Origin of the sequence: Ensifer adhaerens (assembly GCF_020035535.1) — a bacterium.
Lineage (GTDB): Bacteria > Pseudomonadota > Alphaproteobacteria > Rhizobiales > Rhizobiaceae > Ensifer.
This window is the reverse complement of record NZ_CP083349.1, coordinates 120740-139863: the sequence shown is the minus strand read 5'-3', so window position 1 is coordinate 139863 and position 19124 is coordinate 120740. Positions and strand designations below refer to the sequence as shown.

The window sequence follows — 19124 nt, the reverse complement described above, 5'->3', positions numbered from 1 at the left end:
CTGCCGTCAACCTTCGTCGCCGACGAAACGATAGCCGACGCCCGGCTCAGTGCGGATGATCTTCGGGTCGGCGGGGTCACGCTCGATCTTGCCGCGCAGCTGGCCGATGAAGACGCGCAGATAATGCAGGTCTTCGCCATGCGCGACGCCCCAGACCGAGGTCAGCAGCGTCTTGTGGGTAACGACGCGGCCGGCGTGATGGGCGAGCATGACCAGGAGGTCATATTCCTTCGGCGTCAGCCGCACCGGTTCGCCGTCCTTGGTCACCACCCGCTTGATCGTGTCGATCGACACGCCATCGGCGGAAAGCTGGGTCTGGCCGCCTTCCATCTGCACGCGATGGCGAAGGGCAGCTCGAATGCGGGCGGTCAGCTCGCCGATGCCGAAGGGTTTTTCGATGTAATCATCGGCGCCGAGGTCCAGCGCCGCGATCTTCTCGCTTTCGCGGTCGCGGGCCGAAAGGATGATGATCGGCACCTGCGACCAGCCGCGCAGATTGGCGATGACTTCCTTGCCGTCCATATCGGGCAGGCCGAGATCGAGGATGACGACATCCGGGGCCGTCGTCGCAGCCGCTTTCAGCGCCTCGGCACCAGTCATGGCCTCCCGAACATCGTAGCCGGCGGCGCTGAGGGCCGGTTTCAGAAAACGCTGGATTTGGGGTTCGTCGTCGACAACGAGGATACGCTCCACGCTCATGCACGGTCCTTTTCGGATATTTCAGGCTTGGCGGCGGGAAAGCGCATGGAAATGCGCGTGCCGCGGCGGCGAAGCGCCGGGCTTTCCGCCTTGATCTGGCCGCCCATTGCCTCGACGAAACCCTTGGCGATCGAAAGCCCGAGGCCCGTACCTGGCGTGCGGCCATCCGCCTTGCCGCGGCGGAAAAACTTTTCGAAGACCTGTTCGAGATCCTTGGGCGCGATGCCCTTGCCGAGATCGGTCACCGACAGCACGATCTCTTTGCCGTCCGAGCGGGCATAGATGCTGATCGGCTCGTCACCGCCATACTTGTTGGCATTGTCGAGCAGGTTGAAGAGCACCTGCCCGAGAAGCACGCTGTCGCCGCGCATCAGGGGCAGATCGGGCGCGATGCTGGTTTCGATCTCGCGGTCAGGGAAATACTTGCGGGCACGATCGACGGCAGCTCGAACCGCGTCGGCGACATCGACCCAATCGCGCTTGGCGTTGACAGTACCCGCCTCGATGCGGGTCATGTCGAGCAGGTTGGCGACGAAACGGGTCAGCCGCCCACCTTCTTCCTCGATCGACTTCAACAGATCGTCGCGGCTTTCCGGCGGCATGCGGTCGCCAAGTTGGCGCAAGCTGGTGACGGCGCCTGTGATGGTGGCAAGCGGCGTCCGAAGGTCATGGGATATCGACGACAGGAGGGCCGCGCGAAAGCGCTCGCCCTCAAGTTTTGCCGCCTGATCCAAGCTTTCGCGCGACAAGCGCGCCCGGTCGACGGCAATCGCCGTCTGGTCGAGGATCGCGGCCAGCGCGCGCTCCTCGTTGATCTCCAGCGGCTTGTCGGCCTGGATGAAACCACAGACTCCGACGACGCCGTGCGGGCTCGTCAGCGGGCGGAAGTGGAAGGGGCTGTTCGGTAGCGTGCCGGTTCCGTTGCCGGCCGGCTCCTGCTTGTCCATTGCCCAGCGCGCCGCCATGATATCGGTGACGTCGAGCTCCGTATCCGGTGGCCAGGCAGCCTTCAGCTGCAGATCGCCCTCCTCGGGCAACAGCAGCGCCGAGCTGCGCTTCAACGTCGACTGCATCTGCGTCACCGCCGCCCAAAGCACGTCGTCGGCCTTGGCCGTACCGGAAAGCTTGCGGGAGAAATCATAGAGCGCCTGGGTTGCAGCAGCGCGCCGGCGCGCCGTCTTTGCCTGTTCGCGAACCCGCGATGCCAGGCTGCCGGCAAGGGCGGCGGCAGCAAGGAAGATGACGAGCGCGAAGACCTCGTGCGGCTCAGCAATTGTGAAAGTGCCGGTCGGCCGAATGAAGAAGAAATTGTAGGCGAGCACCGAAAACAGCGCCGCCGCGATCGCCGCGACGTGGCCCGCATAGGTCGCAGACGCCAGCACGGCGAGCAGATAGAGCAGCGAGATGTTGGGCAGAACGACGAAACGGCCGAGCAGCAGACCGATCGCAGTTGCCGCCCCCACCGACCCGGCGGCGATGCCGATGGCGCGTCCGAGCCCCGGCGGCAGGGACCTTTTGACGGTGGATCGCCGCTTGGCCGGCACCGTTTCGCGATCGGTGACGAGGTGGATACCGACACCGGACACCCGCTCCGCCAGAGCATCGGGAAGCGGCTGGCGAAACAACCGCATCGGGAGGGACTGACGGCGGGCGCCGATGACGATTTGCGTTGCGTGTTCGCGACGCGCAAGCTTCAGGATTTCCTCGACGAAGTCGTTGCCGATGATGCGGCGCGTCTCAGCGCCCAGCTGTTCGGCGAGGCGAAAGGTCTCGTCGAGGCGGCGGACGTCCTCGCCATCGCCACTCTCGCGGTCGGCGCGCTCGATGAACACGACGATCCAGGGAGCATTCAAGCCCTCGGCCAGCCGGCTTGCGGTGCGCACCACCTTTTCGGAGAGTGGATCGGAACCGATGCAGACCAGCAGACGCTCGCCACTCGCCCAGATCCCTTCGATCGCATTCTGCTTGAGATAGTCGACCATCTGGTCGTCAACGCGGTCGGCGGTGCGCCGAAGCGCGAGTTCGCGCAGGGCCGTCAGGTTGCCGAGGCGGAAGAAGCGGTCGACCGCGCGCTTGGCGCTGTCGGGCAGATAGACCTTGCCCTCCTTCAACCGCTCGATCAGCTCAGCCGGCGGCAGATCGACAAGCAGCACGTCGTCGGCGCGCTTCAACACCGTGTCCGGCACCCGTTCGCGCACCGGCACACCCGCAATCTGCGCGACGATGTCAGAGAGGCTTTCGAGATGCTGGATGTTGAGCGCGGTCCAGACATCGATGCCGGCGGCGATCAGTTCCTCGATATCCTGGTAACGCTTCGGGTGCCGGCTTTCAGCCGAATTGCTGTGGGCAAGCTCGTCGACGACGATGATCTTGGGTCGCCGGGCAAGGGCCGCATCGAGATCGAATTCGGAAAGCACACGGCCGCGATGGTTCACATCGCGGCGCGGCAGGATTTCCAGACCCTCGACCAGCGCGGCGGTTTCGCTGCGTCCGTGGGTTTCGACCAGCCCGATGACGATATCGACGCCGTCTTCCTTCAGTCGGCGTGCCCGCATCAACATCGCATAGGTCTTGCCGACGCCGGGGGCGGCGCCGAGGAAAACGGTCAGTTTTCCCCGACGGTCCTGTGCAGCGAGCGCCAGCAGGGCGTCTGGGTCGGGGCGACTTTTGGCGTCGCGTTCACTGTCGGGCATTCATTGTCTCAGGTTTGAGGCGCATCAAGAGCCAGGTTCAGTTCTAGCACATTGACGCGCGGCTCGCCTACGATCCCGAAGAGGCGGCCTTCCGTTGCCTTGTCGACCATGGCGGCGATATCCGCCTCGGCGAGGCCGCGCGCCTTGGCGACGCGAGCGACCTGCGCATCGGCGTAAGCCGGCGTGATATGCGGGTCGAGGCCGGAGCCGGATGTCGTCACCGCATCCGCGGGGATTTCGCCGGCGAGGCCTGCGGACTTCAGCCGCTCGACGTCGGCGGCGACGCGATCCTTCAGCTTGACCGAGGTGGTCCCGAGATTGGAGCCGCTCGACGCACCGGCATTATAGGCCTCCGGGCCGGTCGCGGATGGGCGCGGCCAGAAGTATTTGTCGGACGTGAAGTTCTGGCCGATCAGCGCGGAGCCGATCAGGGTGCCGTCCTTCCTGATGAGGCTGCCGTTTGCCTGAGCGGGCATCAACACCTGCGCGGCGCCGGTGATGGCGAAGGGATAGGCAAGGCCGGTGATGGCAGACAGAAGCACGATCATCACGATGGCGGGGCGAAGTTGATTCAGCATGGTTACACCAGATTGAATGCGTTGACGGCGAGGTCGACCAGCTTGATGCCTGCGAAGGGCAGGAGAAGGCCGCCGAGGCCGTAGACAACGAGGTTGCGACGCAGCAGGGCGGCCGCGCCGACCGGCCGATACCTGACGCCCTTCAGCGCCAGCGGGATCAGCGCGACGATGATCAGCGCGTTGAAGATGACCGCCGAGAGGATCGCCGATTGCGGCGAGCCGAGGCCCATTATGTTGAGCGCGGCCAGTGCCGGATAGGTCGTAATGAACAGCGCCGGGATGATGGCGAAGTACTTCGCCACGTCGTTGGCGATCGAAAACGTCGTGAGCGAGCCGCGGGTCATCAGCAGCTGCTTGCCGATCTCGACGATCTCGATGAGCTTCGTCGGGCTGGAATCGAGGTCCACCATGTTGGCGGCCTCGCGGGCGGCCTGCGTGCCTGTCTGCATCGCGACGCCGACATCGGCCTGGGCGAGCGCCGGGGCGTCGTTGGTGCCGTCGCCGCACATGGCGATCAGGCGGCCACCCTGTTGCTCCCGGCGGATATAGGCAAGCTTGTCCTCCGGCGTCGCTTCGGCGAGGAAGTCGTCGACGCCCGCTTCAGAGGCAATGGCCGCCGCCGTCACTGGGTTATCGCCGGTGACCATGACGGTGCGGATGCCCATGGCACGCAGGGCCGCGAAGCGCTCCTTGATGCCGGGCTTCACTACGTCCTTGAGATGGATGACGCCGAGCAGGCGCGGACCGTCGGCAACGGCAAGCGGCGTGCCGCCGGTGCGCGCCACCTGGTCGACGGCGCGGCGGAACTCGTTCGGCACGTTCTCGTCGCGGATGCCGGTGAACTTCAGGATGGAATCGACAGCACCCTTGCGCAGCCGGCGCCCGCCGAAGTCGACGCCCGAGAGCCTGGTTTCCGCGGCAAAGGGGATGACGGCGTCGATCCGGGTCGTGCCGGCCGGGCTTGCGCCACCACCGACGGCGAGCGCCACGACTTCGCCTTTTTCCGAGGCGGGAAGCGACACATCCGGGGTCTGACGGCCGAACTCGCCGGTCGCAAGTGCAGCAATCGAGCGCCCCTCCGGCGTTTCGTCGGCAAGGCTGGCAAGCAGCGCCGCATCCGCAAGTTCGGCCTCTGTCACGCCGGGGACCGGCATGAAGTCGGCGGCCATGCGATTGCCGAAGGTGATCGTGCCCGTCTTGTCGAGCAGCAGCGTATCGACGTCGCCGGCAGCCTCCACAGCGCGGCCGGAGGTGGCGATGACGTTGAAACGGACCAAGCGGTCCATGCCGGCAATGCCGATTGCCGAAAGCAGACCACCGATGGTGGTCGGGATCAGCGTTACCAACAAGGCGGCAAGCACAGTGACCGAGAGAACGGTACCGGAATAACCGGCAAGGCCCCAGAGCGTGACGACGGCGACGAGGAAGATCAGCGTCAGGCCCGAGAGCAGGATCGACAGTGCGATCTCGTTCGGGGTCTTCTGACGCTGGGCGCCTTCAATCAGCGCGATCATGCGATCGACGAAGGTGTTTCCGGGGGCAACGGCGATGCGCACCTTGATCCAGTCGGACAGAACCTGCGTGCCGCCGGTGACGGCCGAACGGTCGCCGCCGGACTCTCGGATGACGGGCGCGGATTCGCCGGTGATGGCGCTTTCGTTGACGGAGGCGACGCCCTCGACCACTTCGCCGTCGCCGGGGATCAGGTCCCCGGCTTCGACCAGCACGAGATCGCCGACCTTCAGCGATGTCGCCGGGATCTCCTGGGTTTCGCGGCCTTCTGCCGATACCAGCTTGCGGGCCGTCAGTTCGGACTTGGTGCGACGCAGGCTGTCGGCCTGTGCCTTGCCGCGCCCTTCGGCGACGGCTTCTGCGAAGGTGGCAAACAGCACGGTGAACCACAGCCAGGCCGCGATCTGCCCGGAGAAGAGCGGGCTGCCGCTGCCGGTTGCAAGATCGCGGACAAAGAAGCCGGTAACCACGGCCGCAACCACCTCGGTGACGAAGATCACCGGGTTGCGCACGAGCTGGCGGGGATCGAGCTTGACGAACGCCGCCTTGACCGCCGGCAGGAGGATGGCCGGGTCCAGAAGACTGGGAGCAACTGGTTTGGAAGACATGTGTCGAATTCCTTTAGAAGGTCTGGCCGGCAAGCATCGAAAAATGCTCGACGATGGGACCGAGAGCGAGCGCCGGGAAGAACTGCAGCCCGCCGAGAATTAGGATGATGCCAACGAGCAGGCCGACGAAGAGCGGCGTGTCGGTCGGGAAGGTACCCTTGGACGCCGGCACGCGGGTCTTGACGGCAATGGCGCCGGCGATCGCCATGACCGGAACGGCATAGGCGAAGCGGCCGAGCAGCATCGCGAGGCCGAGTGTCGTGTTGTACCAGGGCGTATTGCCGGTCAGCCCACCGAAGGCCGAGCCGTTGTTGCCGGCGGCGGAGGTGAAGGCGTAGAGGATTTCCGACAGGCCGTGCGGCCCGGCGGTGCCGATGCTCGCGACCGCGAAGGGCAGCATGGCGGAGACGGCGGCAAAACCGAGGATCGTCACCGGCAAGATGAGCACCGCGAACATCGCGTATTTCATCTCGCGCGCTTCGATCTTCTTGCCGAGCAGTTCGGGCGTGCGGCCGACCATCAGGCCGGCGACGAAGACGGCGAGGATCGCGAAGACGACCATGCCGTAGAGGCCGGAACCGACGCCGCCGGGTAGAACCTCGCCGAGCTGCATCAGGAACATGGGCACGAGGCCGCCGAGCCCCGTCAGCGAACCGTGCATGCCGTTGACGCCGCCATCCGACAGACCGGTCGTGACAGCCGCGTAGAGCGCCGTCATCGCCTGGCCGAAACGGACTTCCTTACCTTCCATATTGCCCTGCGTGGCATCGAGACCGAGCGCGGTCAGGATCGGGTTGCCCTGGGATTCCGCCCAATAGACAACGGCAACACCGGAAATCAGAAGGATTGCGGTGACGGCGATGAAGGCCCAGCCCTGACGACGGTTACCGACCATCTGGCCGAAGGTGTAGACGAGCGCTGCCGAGATCGACAGCATCGCGAAGATGTTGAGGTAGTTGGAAAACGCCGTCGGGTTCTCGAAGGGGTGAGCGGCGTTGACGTTGAAGAAGCCGCCACCATTGGTGCCGAGCTGCTTGATCGCCTCCTGGCTTGCGACCGGACCGATCGAGATCGTTTGCTTGGCGCCCTCGAGCGTCGTTGCCGTGAGGTCGGCGTGGAAGGTCTGCGGTAGACCGCTCCAGACCATGGCGAGCGCCATGACGACCGCGATCGGCAAGAGCACATAGAGCGTCGAACGGGTGAGATCGACCCAGAAATTGCCGATGGTTGCGGCATTCGAACGGGCGAAGGCGCGGGTGACCGCGAGCGCCATGGCGATACCGGTCGCAGCCGAGACGAAGTTATGCACCGTCAATCCGGCCATCTGGCTGAAGTGGCTGAGGGTCGTTTCGCCGCCGTAGTTCTGCCAGTTGGTGTTGGTGACGAAGCTGACCGCCGTGTTGAAGGCAAGATCGGAGGGCATGCCCACGAAGCCCTGCGGGTTCATCGGCAGAAAGGCCTGCAGCCTCAGGATCGCATAGAGCGAGACGAAGCCTGCGAGGCTGAAGGCCAGCATCGAGATCGTATAGGCGAGCCAGCCCTGTTCCTTGTTCGGATCGACGCCGGCAGCGCGATAAAGGCCGCGCTCGACGGGACCGAGAATGGGTGAAAAGACGTTGCGGTCACCGGAGAAGACCCGCGCCATGTAAAGCCCCAGCGGCTTGATGACGATCAGGACGGCGGCGAAAAGGAGGCTGATCTGCAGCCACCCGATGATAGACATGAGATTACTCCGCTAAGGGCGGCCGGACGGCGCAAACACGCCCGGCTGATGCGAACGGCACGGGTGCGAACCCTTCGGCCGGGATCAGAACCGTTCCGGGCGAACGAGGGTGACGACGAGATAGGCAGCGAGCGCGACGGCGACAGCGAGACCGATCAGGGCTTCGAACATAGTGACCCTCCTAAAGACGGCTCAGCGCGCGCGCATAAAGCGCGAACACGACAAAGCCGCCAATGCCGGCGGCGAGGAAAAGAACATCGGACATGCAAATACTCCGGACTGTTGAGGTCCGAATCTTGCGCCCGTGACGGGTCAATTATCGATTGCGATGGTTGGAAGGGCGCATAAGGAAAAGGTAAAGACGCCCGCTGTCTCCGGTTCGGGGAACACAGGATCGGATCAATGTCCGCGTATCGGCGAGACGTTGAACGCATCCGCGCGGCCGCGCATTTGCGGCCGCTGGCTTGGCGCGAATGCGCCTAGCCCTTGATGATGTGGTTGACGTTCGTTTCGGTGGGGGCGGTGACTTCGCGCATCCACTCGCGCCAGATGGCCACCAGCAGCGCCATCAGCACCGGACCGACGAAGAGGCCGAGGAAGCCCATGGTCTTCACACCGCCGACGAGGCCGAAGAACGTCGGCAGGAACGGGAGCTTGATCGGTCCACCGACGAGGCGCGGCCGCAGCGTCTTGTCGACGATGAAGAGTTCGGTCGTGCCCCAGGCAAACAGAGCAATGCCGTGAACCGGAGAACCGCTGGCGACGAGATAGACCGAGACCAGGGTGAAGCAGAGCGGCGCGCCGCCGGGAATGAGGGCCATGAGGCCGGTGATGATGCCGAGCGTAACCGGCGACGGCACGCCGGCAAGCCAGTAGGCAACGCCGAGCACGATGCCTTCGCCGATGGCGATGATGCCCATGCCCGTGACCGTCGAGCTGATCGTCAGCGGCACGACTCGCGACAGGCGCTCCCAGCGCATCGGGAAGATGCGCTCGCCAAGCTTATCGAGCTGGCCGGAGAAGGAATGGCCGTCGCGATAGACGAAGAACAACGTGATCAGCATGAACAGCAGCGTCAGGAAGGCGTGGAAGGTCGAGGCACCGACAACCAGAACACCACGATAGATATTGCCGATGTTGGAACCACTGACGAGCTGGACGAGTTCGCCAAGCGCACCCGGATGACCGATATGCTTCACCCATTGCTCGCCGAGCCAGGCGCCGGCAACCGGGATACCGGACAACCAGGCAGGGACCAGTGCGCCGTTGGCATTGGTCTCGACCGCCCAGACGACCCAATCGCGCACTTCATCGACCGCATAGACGGCGGCGATCGAGATCGGCACGACGATGAAGGAAATGACGCAGACGATGGCGATGGTCGCGGCAAGCGTGCGATTGCCGTTCACGGCGGCAAGCAGCCGGCGATAGATCGGCCAGCTGGCAAAACCGATGACGACGGCGGCCAGCACCGGCACCACGAAGCCATGGAAGAAATAGACGCCCGCAAGGAGAACGAAGACCAGCATCCAGCGGGCAGCGGTCATCGGGCCGACAAGGGCATGGCGCGAAATGGCTGTGTGCCCGAGGAGCCGTGGCTCCACCGCAAAGTTCTCTCGTTCGCGATTACCCAATTGCACCAATGATCCTCCGTCTTCCGACGAGCTTACAACAAACCCGCGGCCTTGCCAGCCTGCCTAGTGCCGCGCGCCGCCCCTTTGCCCCTGCTTTACGGTAGTTTCAGGGCCATAAGCGACGCTAGCGGCGGGACATGACAGAAAAATTTAGGAGGGTGCAAGTTCTCCAGGCCTTCTTTCGGCAAAGCCGGTCATTCCGCCGCAGGCTTTGCGGCCAGGCGAGCGGGCTGAGCACGGTCGACGAAGACGGATGCGAGGAAGATGCCGAAGCCGGCAACGCCGAGAACGGCACCGACAAGACCGGTGGAGGTCCAGCCATAACCTGCAGCGATCGAAGCGCCGCCAAGCCAGGCGCCCAGCGCATTGGCAAGGTTGAAGGCGGAATGGCTGAGTGCCGCCGCCAATGTCTGTGCCTCGCCGGCGACATCCATCAGCCGCGTCTGCACGCCCGGCACCACCGCGAAACCGCCGCCGATGAAGAGCACGTTGACGATGGCGATCCACGGATTGCCCATGGTGAAGTAGAAGAGCACATAGGCAAAGATGTTGAAGACGATGGCGATGCCAATCGCCGGCAAGAGCGCCCAGTCGGCAAGCCGAGCACCGACGATGTTGCCGAGGATCATGCCGGCGCCGAAGACCGACAGCATGATCGGCACATTGGCAAGCGAAACACCCGCAACTTCGGTGAGCGCCGGGGTGATGTAGCTGAAGACCGCGAACATGCCGCCGCAGCCGATGGCGCAGATGCCGAGCATCAGCCAGACCTGCAGCTTGCCGAGCGCTCCCAATTCACGGAGCGGCGTCGCCTTCGGATTGCCCTTGTCGCGCGGCACATGGACGAAGGTCAGCGCCACGGTCAAAAGGCTGATACCGCCGACGATCGCGAAGGCGGACCGCCAGCCGAGGGCCTGGCCGAACCAGGCGACGAGCGGCGTGCCGAAAAGGGTGGCGATCGTCAGCCCCATCATCACCCGGCCAACGGCGCGGGCTCGTTGGTGCGGCGGCGCGAGACCGGCCGCAACCAGGGCGGCAACGCCGAAATAGGCACCATGCGGCAGGCCGGCGAAGAAGCGCGCGGCGATCAGCGTGTAGAAGTCCGGCGCGATTGCACTCGCGAAATTGCCGACGGCGAAGATCAGCATCAGCGCGAGCAGCACGCGGAAGCGGGAGAAGCGGGCGGCCAGCACCGCAATCAACGGCGCACCGACGACGACGCCGAGCGCATAGGCGCTGATCACGGCCCCGGCTCGCGGCACCGAAACAGCAACATCATCGGCGACCTGCGGCAATAGACCCATGATGGCGAATTCGCCGGTGCCGATCCCGAAGCCGCCGACGGCGAGCGCCACTTCGGCAGCGGAGACGCGCGCCCGGCGCGGTTCGACGGCGGAAGAATAAGCTTCGTCACACATGAGCAATGGCCTGCGTCGTCCGGCCCGAGGGGAGAAGACCGGAGAAGAGTCTGGGGAATATGTCGGCAGATGTCGGATCGAACCAACAAGGATATGCTGCAATGCAATACAGTGTTTTTCCTTGGCAGGCAAAGCTTTTGCGGCTCTCGTCATACTTTTTCGGGAGCGCGGCTCGTGCCTGTTAACCGTAAGCTTTGTTGACGTTTACGTCAAAGTTATATAATCCCGAATCTCAGCTTGAAGAGGTGTATCAAAAGCATCATCTTCATCGGCATGAGAAGGTCGGGAGGGATTTTCTCAGGCCGCGAGCAGGCCAGCCTGTGGCGACCAGAGGGAGAGAGGTCATGGCGGAAGTCAGCGCACAACAAACGGGTACCAGCCCAGGCAAGGTCTGGCTGAAATCCTATCCACCCGGAATAGCCGCCGAAATCGGCCCCCTGCCCTATAAATCGATCGGCGAGTTCTTCGACCACGCCGTTGCCCGCTATTCGACCCGTCCGGCCTTCACCTGCATGGGCAAGTCGCTGAGCTTTGCCGATCTCAATGCCGAGTCCGCCAAGATCGGCGCCTGGCTGCAGTCCCTTGGCCTTGCCAAGGGCGATCGCGTCGCGGTGATGATGCCCAACATCCTGCAGAACCCGGTCATCGTCTACGGCATTCTCAGAGCCGGCTTCACCGTGGTGAATGTCAACCCGCTCTATACGCCGCGCGAATTGCAGCACCAGCTGGTCGATTCCGGCGCCAAGGCGATCTTCGTTCTCGAGAACTTTGCACATACGGTGCAGCAGGTGGTCGACAAGACCTCGGTCAAGCATGTCGTCGTCGCCACGATGGGCGACATGCTCGGCCTGAAGGGCGCGATCGTCAATCTGGTGGTGCGCCGGATCAAGAAGCTGGTTCCCGCCTGGTCGATCCCTGGCCACCTCCCCTTCAAGAGCGCGCTTGCCAAGGGCGGCCGCAGCACAATGAAGAAGCCGAACGTTGCCGCAAGCGATGTCGCCTTCCTGCAATATACCGGCGGCACGACCGGGGTCTCGAAAGGTGCGACCCTCACCCATTCGAACCTGCTGTCGAACATGGCGCAGATGGAAATCTGGTTCGAGACGGCCTTTCGCTCGCGCGCACGCCCCGACAACCTCGTCTTCATGTGCGCGCTGCCGCTCTATCACATCTTCGCGCTCACGGTGAATTCGCTGATGGGGCTTGCCACCGGCGGCAACAACATCCTGATCCCCAATCCGCGCGACATTCCGGGCTTCGTCAAGGAACTCGGCAAGCACAAGACCAACATCTTCCCCGGCCTCAACACGCTGTTCAACGCACTGATGAACAATGCGGAGTTCCAGAAACTGGACTTCTCGTCGCTGATGCTGACCTTCGGCGGCGGCATGGCGATCCAGCGCCCGGTCGCCGAACGCTGGAAGCAGATGACCGGGTGCTCGATCGCCGAAGGCTACGGCCTTTCGGAGACCTCGCCTGTGGCAACGGCCAACATCCTCGACGCAACCGAGTTCACCGGCACGATCGGCATGCCGATCCCGTCCACCGATGTCGAGATCCGCGACGACCAAGGCAACACCTTGCCGATCGGCGAAGTCGGCGAGATCTGCATCCGCGGCCCGCAGGTGATGGCCGGCTACTGGCAGCGGCCTGATGAAACCGCCAAGGCGATCTCTCCGGACGGCTTCTTCCGCTCGGGCGATGTCGGCTTCATGAACGCGGCCGGACTCGTCAAGATCGTCGACCGCAAGAAGGACATGATCCTCGTCTCGGGCTTCAACGTTTTCCCGAACGAGATCGAGGAAGTGGCGATGACCCATCCCGGCATCCTCGAATGCGCCGCGATCGGCATCCCGGACGAGCACTCCGGCGAGGCCGTCAAGCTTTTCGTGGTCAAGAAGGATCCCGCGCTGACGGAGGACGACGTCAAGCGTCACTGCGCCGCCAACCTCACCAACTACAAGCGCCCCCGCTACGTCGAATTCCGCACCGAATTGCCGAAAACCAATGTCGGAAAGATCCTGCGCAAGGATCTGCGCGGGTAGATTAGTCCAAAATTCAAACGATTTAAAAAATCCTGAAAACCGCCATTTCGGCGGTTTTGCGGGCTTGATTTGAGCGGCTTAAAGCGAATAGCTACGCAGGCGATTGTCCGACACACTGTCCGACCAAGGAGTCCCGCTATGAAAGCGCTTGTCGACCAACTCAAAGCAACCGCCTCTGAGACCAACGCAACCGATATCCGCGCGGCCTTCGCCAGCGACGCCGATCGCTTCCAGCGCTTCAGCACCACGCTCGGCGATATGCTGTTCGACTATTCGAAATGCGCCGTCAACGACAGGGTGCTCGACGGCCTGGAAGCGCTCGCCAAGGCGGCCAAGGTCGAGGAGAAGCGGGACGCGATGTTCCGCGGCGACATTATCAACATCACCGAGGAGCGCGCCGTGCTGCACACGGCGCTGCGCAACCGCGGCAACCGCCCCATCCTCGTCGACGGCAAGGACGTGATGCCCGACGTCAACGGTGTGCTTGCCGCCATGGGCGCCTTCGCCGACGGCGTCCGCTCGGGAGCGCTGAAGGGTGCGACCGGCAAGAAGATCACCGACGTCATCAACATCGGCATCGGCGGCTCCGACCTCGGCCCCGTCATGGCGACGCTGGCGCTCGCACCTTTCCATGATGGTCCACGCCTACACTTCGTTTCCAACATCGACGGCGCCCATATCGCCGACACGCTGAAGCTCCTCGATCCTGAAACCTCGCTCTTCATCATCGCCTCGAAGACCTTCACCACCATCGAGACGATGACCAATGCCGCGACCGCCCGCGCCTTCATTGCCGGCAAGCTCGGCGAGGCCGCTGTCGGCCATCACTTCGCTGCCGTCTCGACCGCACTCGACAAGGTGGCCGCCTTCGGCATCGACCAGGCCCGCGTCTTCGGTTTCTGGGATTGGGTCGGCGGGCGCTATTCGATCTGGTCGGCGATCGGCCTGCCGCTGATGATCGCCGTCGGCAAGGAGAATTTCGGCCGCTTCCTCGATGGCGGTCATGCCATAGACGAACATTTCCGCACCGCCCCGATCCGCCAGAACATTCCGGTTCTGCTCGGCCTGCTCGGCTTCTACCATCGCAACGTGCTCGGCTACCCCTCGCGCGCGATCCTGCCCTATGACCAGCGCCTGTCGCGCTTCCCGGCCTACCTGCAGCAGCTCGATATGGAATCGAACGGCAAGGCGGTAACGCTCGACAGCACGCCGGTCGATTACTCGACCGGTCCGGTCGTCTGGGGGGAGCCCGGCACCAATGGCCAACACGCCTTCTACCAGCTCATCCACCAGGGCACGGACATCATCCCGGCCGAGTTCATGATCGCCGCCAACGGCCACGAGAAGAACCTGCGCCACCAGCACGAACTGCTGATTGCCAATTGCCTGGCACAGTCCGAGGCGCTGATGAAGGGCCGTACGCTTGCCGAGGCCAAGGCACAGCTGACCGCCAAGGGCATGGCCGATGCCAAGGCCGACAAGATTGCTCCGCACCGCGTCTTCACCGGCAACCGCCCGTCGCTGACGATCGTCTACGACCAGCTCGATCCCTTCGCGCTCGGCCGCCTCATTGCCGTTTATGAACACCGCGTCTTCGTCGAGGGTGCGCTGTTCAACATCAACTCCTTCGACCAGTGGGGCGTCGAGCTCGGCAAGGAGCTGGCAACCGGCCTGCTTCCTGTTGTCGAAGGCAAGGAGGGTGCAGCCGGTCACGATTCCTCGACCGCAGGTCTGGTGGCAGCCTTGCTGAAGGCCGCGCACTAACCAGGTCCGAGTGGTTCATCCGGAACCGCACAGGTCTAAGCAAAAAGGCCCGAGGCGCGCGCGCACCTCGGGCCTCATCATATTGCGCAGGCCGGTAGCGCCGTGGTGCCCTCCGGTTTCAGCACCTGCAACAGATCGAGATTCGACAGCACCGGGAAATAGTCCGTGTCCGGCGTCATTCGCATCCAGGCATTGACCTTGACCTTGCGGCCCGCCGGGAAGTCACCATGCCAGCAGCCGCCCGAGAAATTGACCGACAGGCTGCCCCGGTTGCCGGGTTCGTCCCCTTTTGCCAATGCGATCTTCGCCTGCAGCACCCGCAAACGTGCGGCATCAGTCTCGGCGAGCGCCAAAACGTAGAGCGTCTCGCCCGAAGATATGCGGTCTGCGAGTACGGAACTCGACGCCCCTCCCACCTGAACGTCGAGCGCATAGTTCTGGCTCTCCGGAGGAGCATTCCCGTCCCGCCAGGAGAGCCCCAGCGTGGCATCGCCTCGCCTCAGGACGAGCTCCTTCGGTACGGCGAGCGCGACGCGAAGGTCGGCCGGATTGGTCTTCGAGGGGTCGAGCCTCGACAACTTGTCGATCGAGCCGACGTTCAGTGCCGCGCAGGCGGCAAGCAGGTTCAACAGCAGGAAAAGGAAAGGGTTTTTGAGAAAACGAAAAGGCATGGCGCGATACCAAAATCATAATTGACGAGAATTACTTATTGTTTTACGATAAAAATACAAGTCAAACGATAAAGGAATTTTAATGACGGATAGCGCCGAGAGGCTGCGCAGGCTCAGCCGCTTCATGAAGCTCATGATCCTCTTGGGCGGCGCGGTGTTCTGTTCGGCCGTCGTTTACATGCACTGGCAGATCTTTTTCGATCGGCAGGGCTTCGAGCAGGGCATTCGCGATGTCGTCTTCCCCCGCGTGGGCACGATCACCCTCTCCTACCGCGCCATCGCGACTGTCATTTTCCTGACGGCCATCAACAATGCGCTTGTCATTGCCGGCCTCGCCTTTGCCTGGCAGCTCTTCGACAGCTTTCAGCGTGGCGAAATCCTCTCCGGCCGCAATGGCGTGCTGTTGCGGAGGGTGGGGCTGATTGCACTGATCGGCGCAACATGCATGACCGTCAGCAACGGGATCGGCATCCTGGCCGTTACCTACGACAACCCGGGCACCGCGGGACAGGCGGTGATGTTCGACATCAATGGTGGCACGATGATCGTACTGCTGATGTCCGGGCTCGTCGTCGGCCTCGGCCACGTCATGGTCATTGCGTCCGGGGTCGAAGCGGAGAACAGGAGCTTCGTCTAACGCATGCCGATTGTCGTCAATCTCGATGTCATGCTGGCGAAACGGAAAGTCCGCTCACGCGATCTCGCCGAGCAGGTGGGGATCACCGAGCAGAACATCTCGCTGTTGAAATCGGGAAAAGTGAAAGGCGTGCGCTTCGATACGCTGGAGAAGATCTGCGCCGCATTGGAATGCCAGCCGGGCGATATCCTGGAATACCGCCCGGAACCGGAAGAATAAGAAAAGCTCAGAGGCCGATTTCTTGCTTCCACGGCGGGTTTGCGCCGGCACGCGAGACGGTGACGGCCGCCGCCTTGGCGCCGAGCGCCAGCGCGTTGCGGACGGCGGTTTCGGTGAGATCGGCGACATCGACCTTGGTCAGGAGACCCGCAAGTTTCAGCGACGCCAGCACGCCGGCATCGAACGTGTCGCCGGCGCCGACCGTATCGACCACCGTGACCTTTTCGCCAGCGACCTCGACCTTGTGACGCACCGCATAGCCGACGGCGCCATCGGCGCCCTTGGTGATCAGCACCAGCTTCGGTCCGCGCTTCAGCCATTCGGCAGCAAGATCGTCGTGGCTGCCTTCCATGCCGAACCAGGCGAGATCCTCGTCGGAGAACTTGATGATATCCGACATCGCCGCCATGCGGTTCATGCGCGCGAGATGGGCCTCCCTGTCCTTGATGAAACCGGGCCGGATGTTCGGATCGAATGAGATCACCCGCTTTTCATGCTCGCGCGTCATCAATGCTTCGTAGGTCGAACCGCAGGGCTCGGGGATCAGGCTGATCGCGCCGAAATGCAGCGCCTCGCAGAAATCGCCGAGCGCCGGCAGATGCTCGCGAGTGATCATGCGGCCGGCGGTGTTTTCATCGAAGAAGGCGTAGCTCGCATGGCCGTTGACGAGTTTGACGAAGGCGAGCGTCGTATGCAGCGAGAGGGTCGCGCAGGGGCCGAAATCCACGTTCGCCGCCTTCAGCGTCACGCGCAGAATATCGCCGAACATGTCGTCGGAGAGGCCGGTAAAAAAGCCGGTCGGAATGCCGAGCCGCCCCAGCGCGATCGCCGTGTTGAAGATTGCCCCGCCGGCATAGGGCGCGAACGCATTCTCGCCCGCGGTCGTGTCCCGCGGCAGCATGTCGATCAGCGCTTCTCCGCAACATACGATCATCGGCTTTACCTCCCCGATAGTATTTCAATCGATTTAAAACGAATAGCTCAAGCCTTGCGAGGCCCCGGCGGAACCGGGGCCTCGTCGAACATTATGCCAGAGCGCTCACGCCACCGTTGCGGCCTGACCAGGCGAGCGGCGCGTTGAGGAAGGCCTCGACTTCGCCCAGCGTTTTCTCGTCGAACAGCTTCTGCTCGCGGGCGACCGCAAGTACGTTGCGCCAGGTGGCGATCCAGTGCAGATCGACGCCCTTGCCCTTCATCTCGCCGACCGCTTCCGGGAAGATGTCGTAGTAGAAGAGCGCAATGCCATGGTTGACGACGCCGCCGGCCGCACGGATGGCGTCGATGAACTTGAACATCGAGCCGCCGGCGGTCGTCAGGTCCTCGATGACGAGAACGCGAGCGCCTTCCGGCATGTGGCCCTCGATCTGGGCGTTGCGGCCGTGGCCCTTGGGCGCCTTGCGGACATAGATCATCGGCAGGCCGAGCCGCTCGGCGAGCATCGCGGCAAACGGGATGCCGGCCGTTTCGCCGCCTGCAACCACGTCGAACTTCTCGAAGCCGGCTTCGCGCAGGATCGACGCTGCGGCAAAATCCATCACCGCCGAACGGATGCGCGGATAGGAAATCAACTTGCGGCAGTCGATATAGACCGGGCTCGCCATGCCGGACGAGAGCTTATAGGGCTTGTCGGCGCTGAAATGCACCGCCTTGATCTCCCAGAGCATCTTGGCGACCAGCTCGGCCATCACGGCCTTGTCGGTGAACGCGTTGGAAAACATCAAACTCTCCTTCAATTCTCTACAGCGCCGCGCGTCTGTTCAGACGCGCAAAGGTCGCCGTAACATCTTTAACTGCCGCATAATTTTGTCCTTGGATCCATCCGATCCAAGGAATTACGCAGTGGCGATCAGACGACGGCCCAGTGGAGCGGGAACATCGGATCGAAAACGGTGACCGGACCGGCGCCGGTCTCGATCTTCTTCGGATAGGTGACAACCTCTGCCTGCTTGCGCAGCGTGATCGTTTCCTCGTTGACCGGCAGGCCGTACCAGGCGGGGCCGTTCAGCGAGGCGAAGGCTTCGAGCCTGTCGAGCGCGCCTTCCTCTTCGAACACATGCGCCAGGCAGCTCATGGTGTTGATCGAAGTGTAGATGCCGGCGCAGCCGCAGGCGCACTCCTTCAGCGGATCGACATGGGGTGCCGAGTCCGTGCCGAGGAAGAAGCGCTTGTCGCCGGAAACCGCGGCAGCGCGCAGCGCCAGGCGATGGTTCTCGCGCTTGGCAACCGGCAGGCAGTAGTAATGCGGCTTGATCCCGCCGACGAGAATGGCGTTGCGGTTGATGATCAGGTGGTGCGTGGTGATCGAGCCCGCAAGGTTCGCCTTCGACGCCTTGATATAGTCGACGCCGTCCTTGGTGGTGACGTGCTCCATCGTCACCTTGAGTTCCGGCAGCCGCTTGCGCAGCGGATCGAGCACGGTCTCGATGAACACGGCCTCGCGGTCGAAGATGTCGACATCCGAGCTCGTGACTTCGCCATGCACGCAGAGCGGTAGGCCGATCTTCGCCATGCGCTCCAGCACCGGCATCGCCTCATCGATGTTGCGCACTCCGCTGTGCGAGTTGGTCGTGGCGCCAGCGGGGTAGAGCTTGACCGCCTTGACGAGGCCGCTCTTGTGGCCGGCCTCGACATCGTCCGGGCTGGTACCTGCGGTCAGATAAAGCGTCATCAGCGGCTCGAACCGGTCCCCGGCCGGGATCGCCGAGAGGATACGCTCGCGATAAGCGCTCGCATCTGCCGTCGTGACGACAGGCGGAACCAGGTTGGGCATGATGATCGCGCGGGCGAAATGGCGGCTGGTATCGGCGATAACGCCCTTCAGCATGTCGCCGTCGCGCAGGTGAAGGTGCCAATCATCCGGCCGGCGGATTACGAGGTCTTGCATGGTCAGCGTTCTCCTAGGTCAGAGCAGGCGCAGACGGAA

16 protein-coding genes are annotated in these 19124 nt (G+C 63.4%); 4 read left to right on the top strand and 12 right to left on the bottom strand.

Features of this window, described 5'->3' with window-relative positions:
• Positions 1-6: 6 nt before the first annotated feature.
• The 8 genes from LAC81_RS00640 to LAC81_RS00605 all read right to left on the bottom strand — a co-directional run bounded on the left by LAC81_RS00640 (position 7) and on the right by LAC81_RS00605 (position 10865).
• A complete protein-coding gene (locus tag LAC81_RS00640; RefSeq protein WP_223726331.1) occupies positions 7-699 on the bottom strand; it encodes a response regulator in 693 nt (230 codons plus the stop codon).
• Positions 696-3392 carry a sensor histidine kinase gene (locus LAC81_RS00635; RefSeq protein ID WP_223726330.1) on the bottom strand — a complete coding sequence of 899 codons (2697 nt, stop codon included), beginning with the start codon at positions 3390-3392 and terminating at the stop codon, positions 696-698. Before LAC81_RS00635 ends, LAC81_RS00640 begins: the two co-directional genes overlap by 4 nt.
• Positions 3393-3400: 8 nt before the next feature.
• On the bottom strand, positions 3401-3970 hold the full coding sequence (gene kdpC, locus LAC81_RS00630) for a potassium-transporting ATPase subunit KdpC (RefSeq protein WP_223726329.1): 570 nt from the start codon (positions 3968-3970) through the stop codon (positions 3401-3403).
• Between the two features lie 2 nt (positions 3971-3972).
• Positions 3973-6090 (bottom strand): potassium-transporting ATPase subunit KdpB, encoded by a 2118-nt coding sequence (kdpB, locus tag LAC81_RS00625; RefSeq protein WP_223726328.1) that lies wholly within the window; start codon positions 6088-6090, stop codon positions 3973-3975.
• Between the two features lie 13 nt (positions 6091-6103).
• Positions 6104-7813, bottom strand: coding sequence for a potassium-transporting ATPase subunit KdpA (kdpA, locus tag LAC81_RS00620; protein ID WP_223726327.1), 1710 nt, complete (start codon positions 7811-7813; stop codon positions 6104-6106).
• Positions 7814-7897: 84 nt separating this feature from the next.
• Complete coding sequence (gene kdpF / locus LAC81_RS00615; protein ID WP_057248082.1) at positions 7898-7984, bottom strand: K(+)-transporting ATPase subunit F; 87 nt, start codon at positions 7982-7984, stop codon at positions 7898-7900.
• A gap of 308 nt (positions 7985-8292) precedes the next feature.
• On the bottom strand, positions 8293-9453 hold the full coding sequence (locus tag LAC81_RS00610) for an AI-2E family transporter (protein WP_113536766.1): 1161 nt from the start codon (positions 9451-9453) through the stop codon (positions 8293-8295).
• A 188-nt stretch (positions 9454-9641) separates the two neighbouring features.
• Complete coding sequence (locus tag LAC81_RS00605; RefSeq protein ID WP_223726326.1) at positions 9642-10865, bottom strand: MFS transporter; 1224 nt, start codon at positions 10863-10865, stop codon at positions 9642-9644.
• 344 nt (positions 10866-11209) lie between these two features.
• On the opposite strand from LAC81_RS00605, the gene LAC81_RS00600 reads away from it, so the two are divergent.
• Both LAC81_RS00600 and pgi read left to right on the top strand, forming a co-directional pair.
• Positions 11210-12910, top strand: a complete 1701-nt coding sequence (locus tag LAC81_RS00600; protein WP_223726325.1) for a long-chain fatty acid--CoA ligase — start codon at positions 11210-11212, stop codon at positions 12908-12910.
• 138 nt (positions 12911-13048) lie between these two features.
• Positions 13049-14674, top strand: a complete 1626-nt coding sequence (gene pgi, locus LAC81_RS00595) for a glucose-6-phosphate isomerase (RefSeq protein ID WP_223726324.1) — start codon at positions 13049-13051, stop codon at positions 14672-14674.
• Positions 14675-14751: 77 nt separating this feature from the next.
• Here the strand turns inward: pgi and LAC81_RS00590 are convergent, their stop codons facing one another.
• Positions 14752-15345, bottom strand: a complete 594-nt coding sequence (locus tag LAC81_RS00590; RefSeq protein ID WP_223726323.1) for a hypothetical protein — start codon at positions 15343-15345, stop codon at positions 14752-14754.
• Between the two features lie 82 nt (positions 15346-15427).
• On the opposite strand from LAC81_RS00590, the gene LAC81_RS00585 reads away from it, so the two are divergent.
• Both LAC81_RS00585 and LAC81_RS00580 read left to right on the top strand, forming a co-directional pair.
• Entirely contained in the window at positions 15428-15982 is a 555-nt protein-coding gene (locus LAC81_RS00585) for a DUF2975 domain-containing protein (protein WP_223726322.1), read from the top strand.
• Positions 15983-15985: 3 nt separating this feature from the next.
• The gene (locus LAC81_RS00580; protein WP_113536556.1) at positions 15986-16201 is read left to right on the top strand and encodes a helix-turn-helix domain-containing protein; all 216 of its coding nucleotides are present in this window, start codon (positions 15986-15988) and stop codon (positions 16199-16201) included.
• A 7-nt stretch (positions 16202-16208) separates the two neighbouring features.
• On the opposite strand, the gene LAC81_RS00575 is transcribed toward LAC81_RS00580, so the two are convergent.
• The 3 genes from LAC81_RS00575 to pyrC all read right to left on the bottom strand — a co-directional run bounded on the left by LAC81_RS00575 (position 16209) and on the right by pyrC (position 19085).
• On the bottom strand, positions 16209-17135 hold the full coding sequence (locus tag LAC81_RS00575; protein ID WP_223726321.1) for a carbohydrate kinase family protein: 927 nt from the start codon (positions 17133-17135) through the stop codon (positions 16209-16211).
• A 91-nt stretch (positions 17136-17226) separates the two neighbouring features.
• The gene (locus LAC81_RS00570) at positions 17227-17919 is read right to left on the bottom strand and encodes an orotate phosphoribosyltransferase (RefSeq protein ID WP_223726320.1); all 693 of its coding nucleotides are present in this window, start codon (positions 17917-17919) and stop codon (positions 17227-17229) included.
• Positions 17920-18047: 128 nt separating this feature from the next.
• A complete protein-coding gene (gene pyrC, locus LAC81_RS00565) occupies positions 18048-19085 on the bottom strand; it encodes a dihydroorotase (RefSeq protein ID WP_223726319.1) in 1038 nt (345 codons plus the stop codon).
• Positions 19086-19124: the final 39 nt, after the last annotated feature.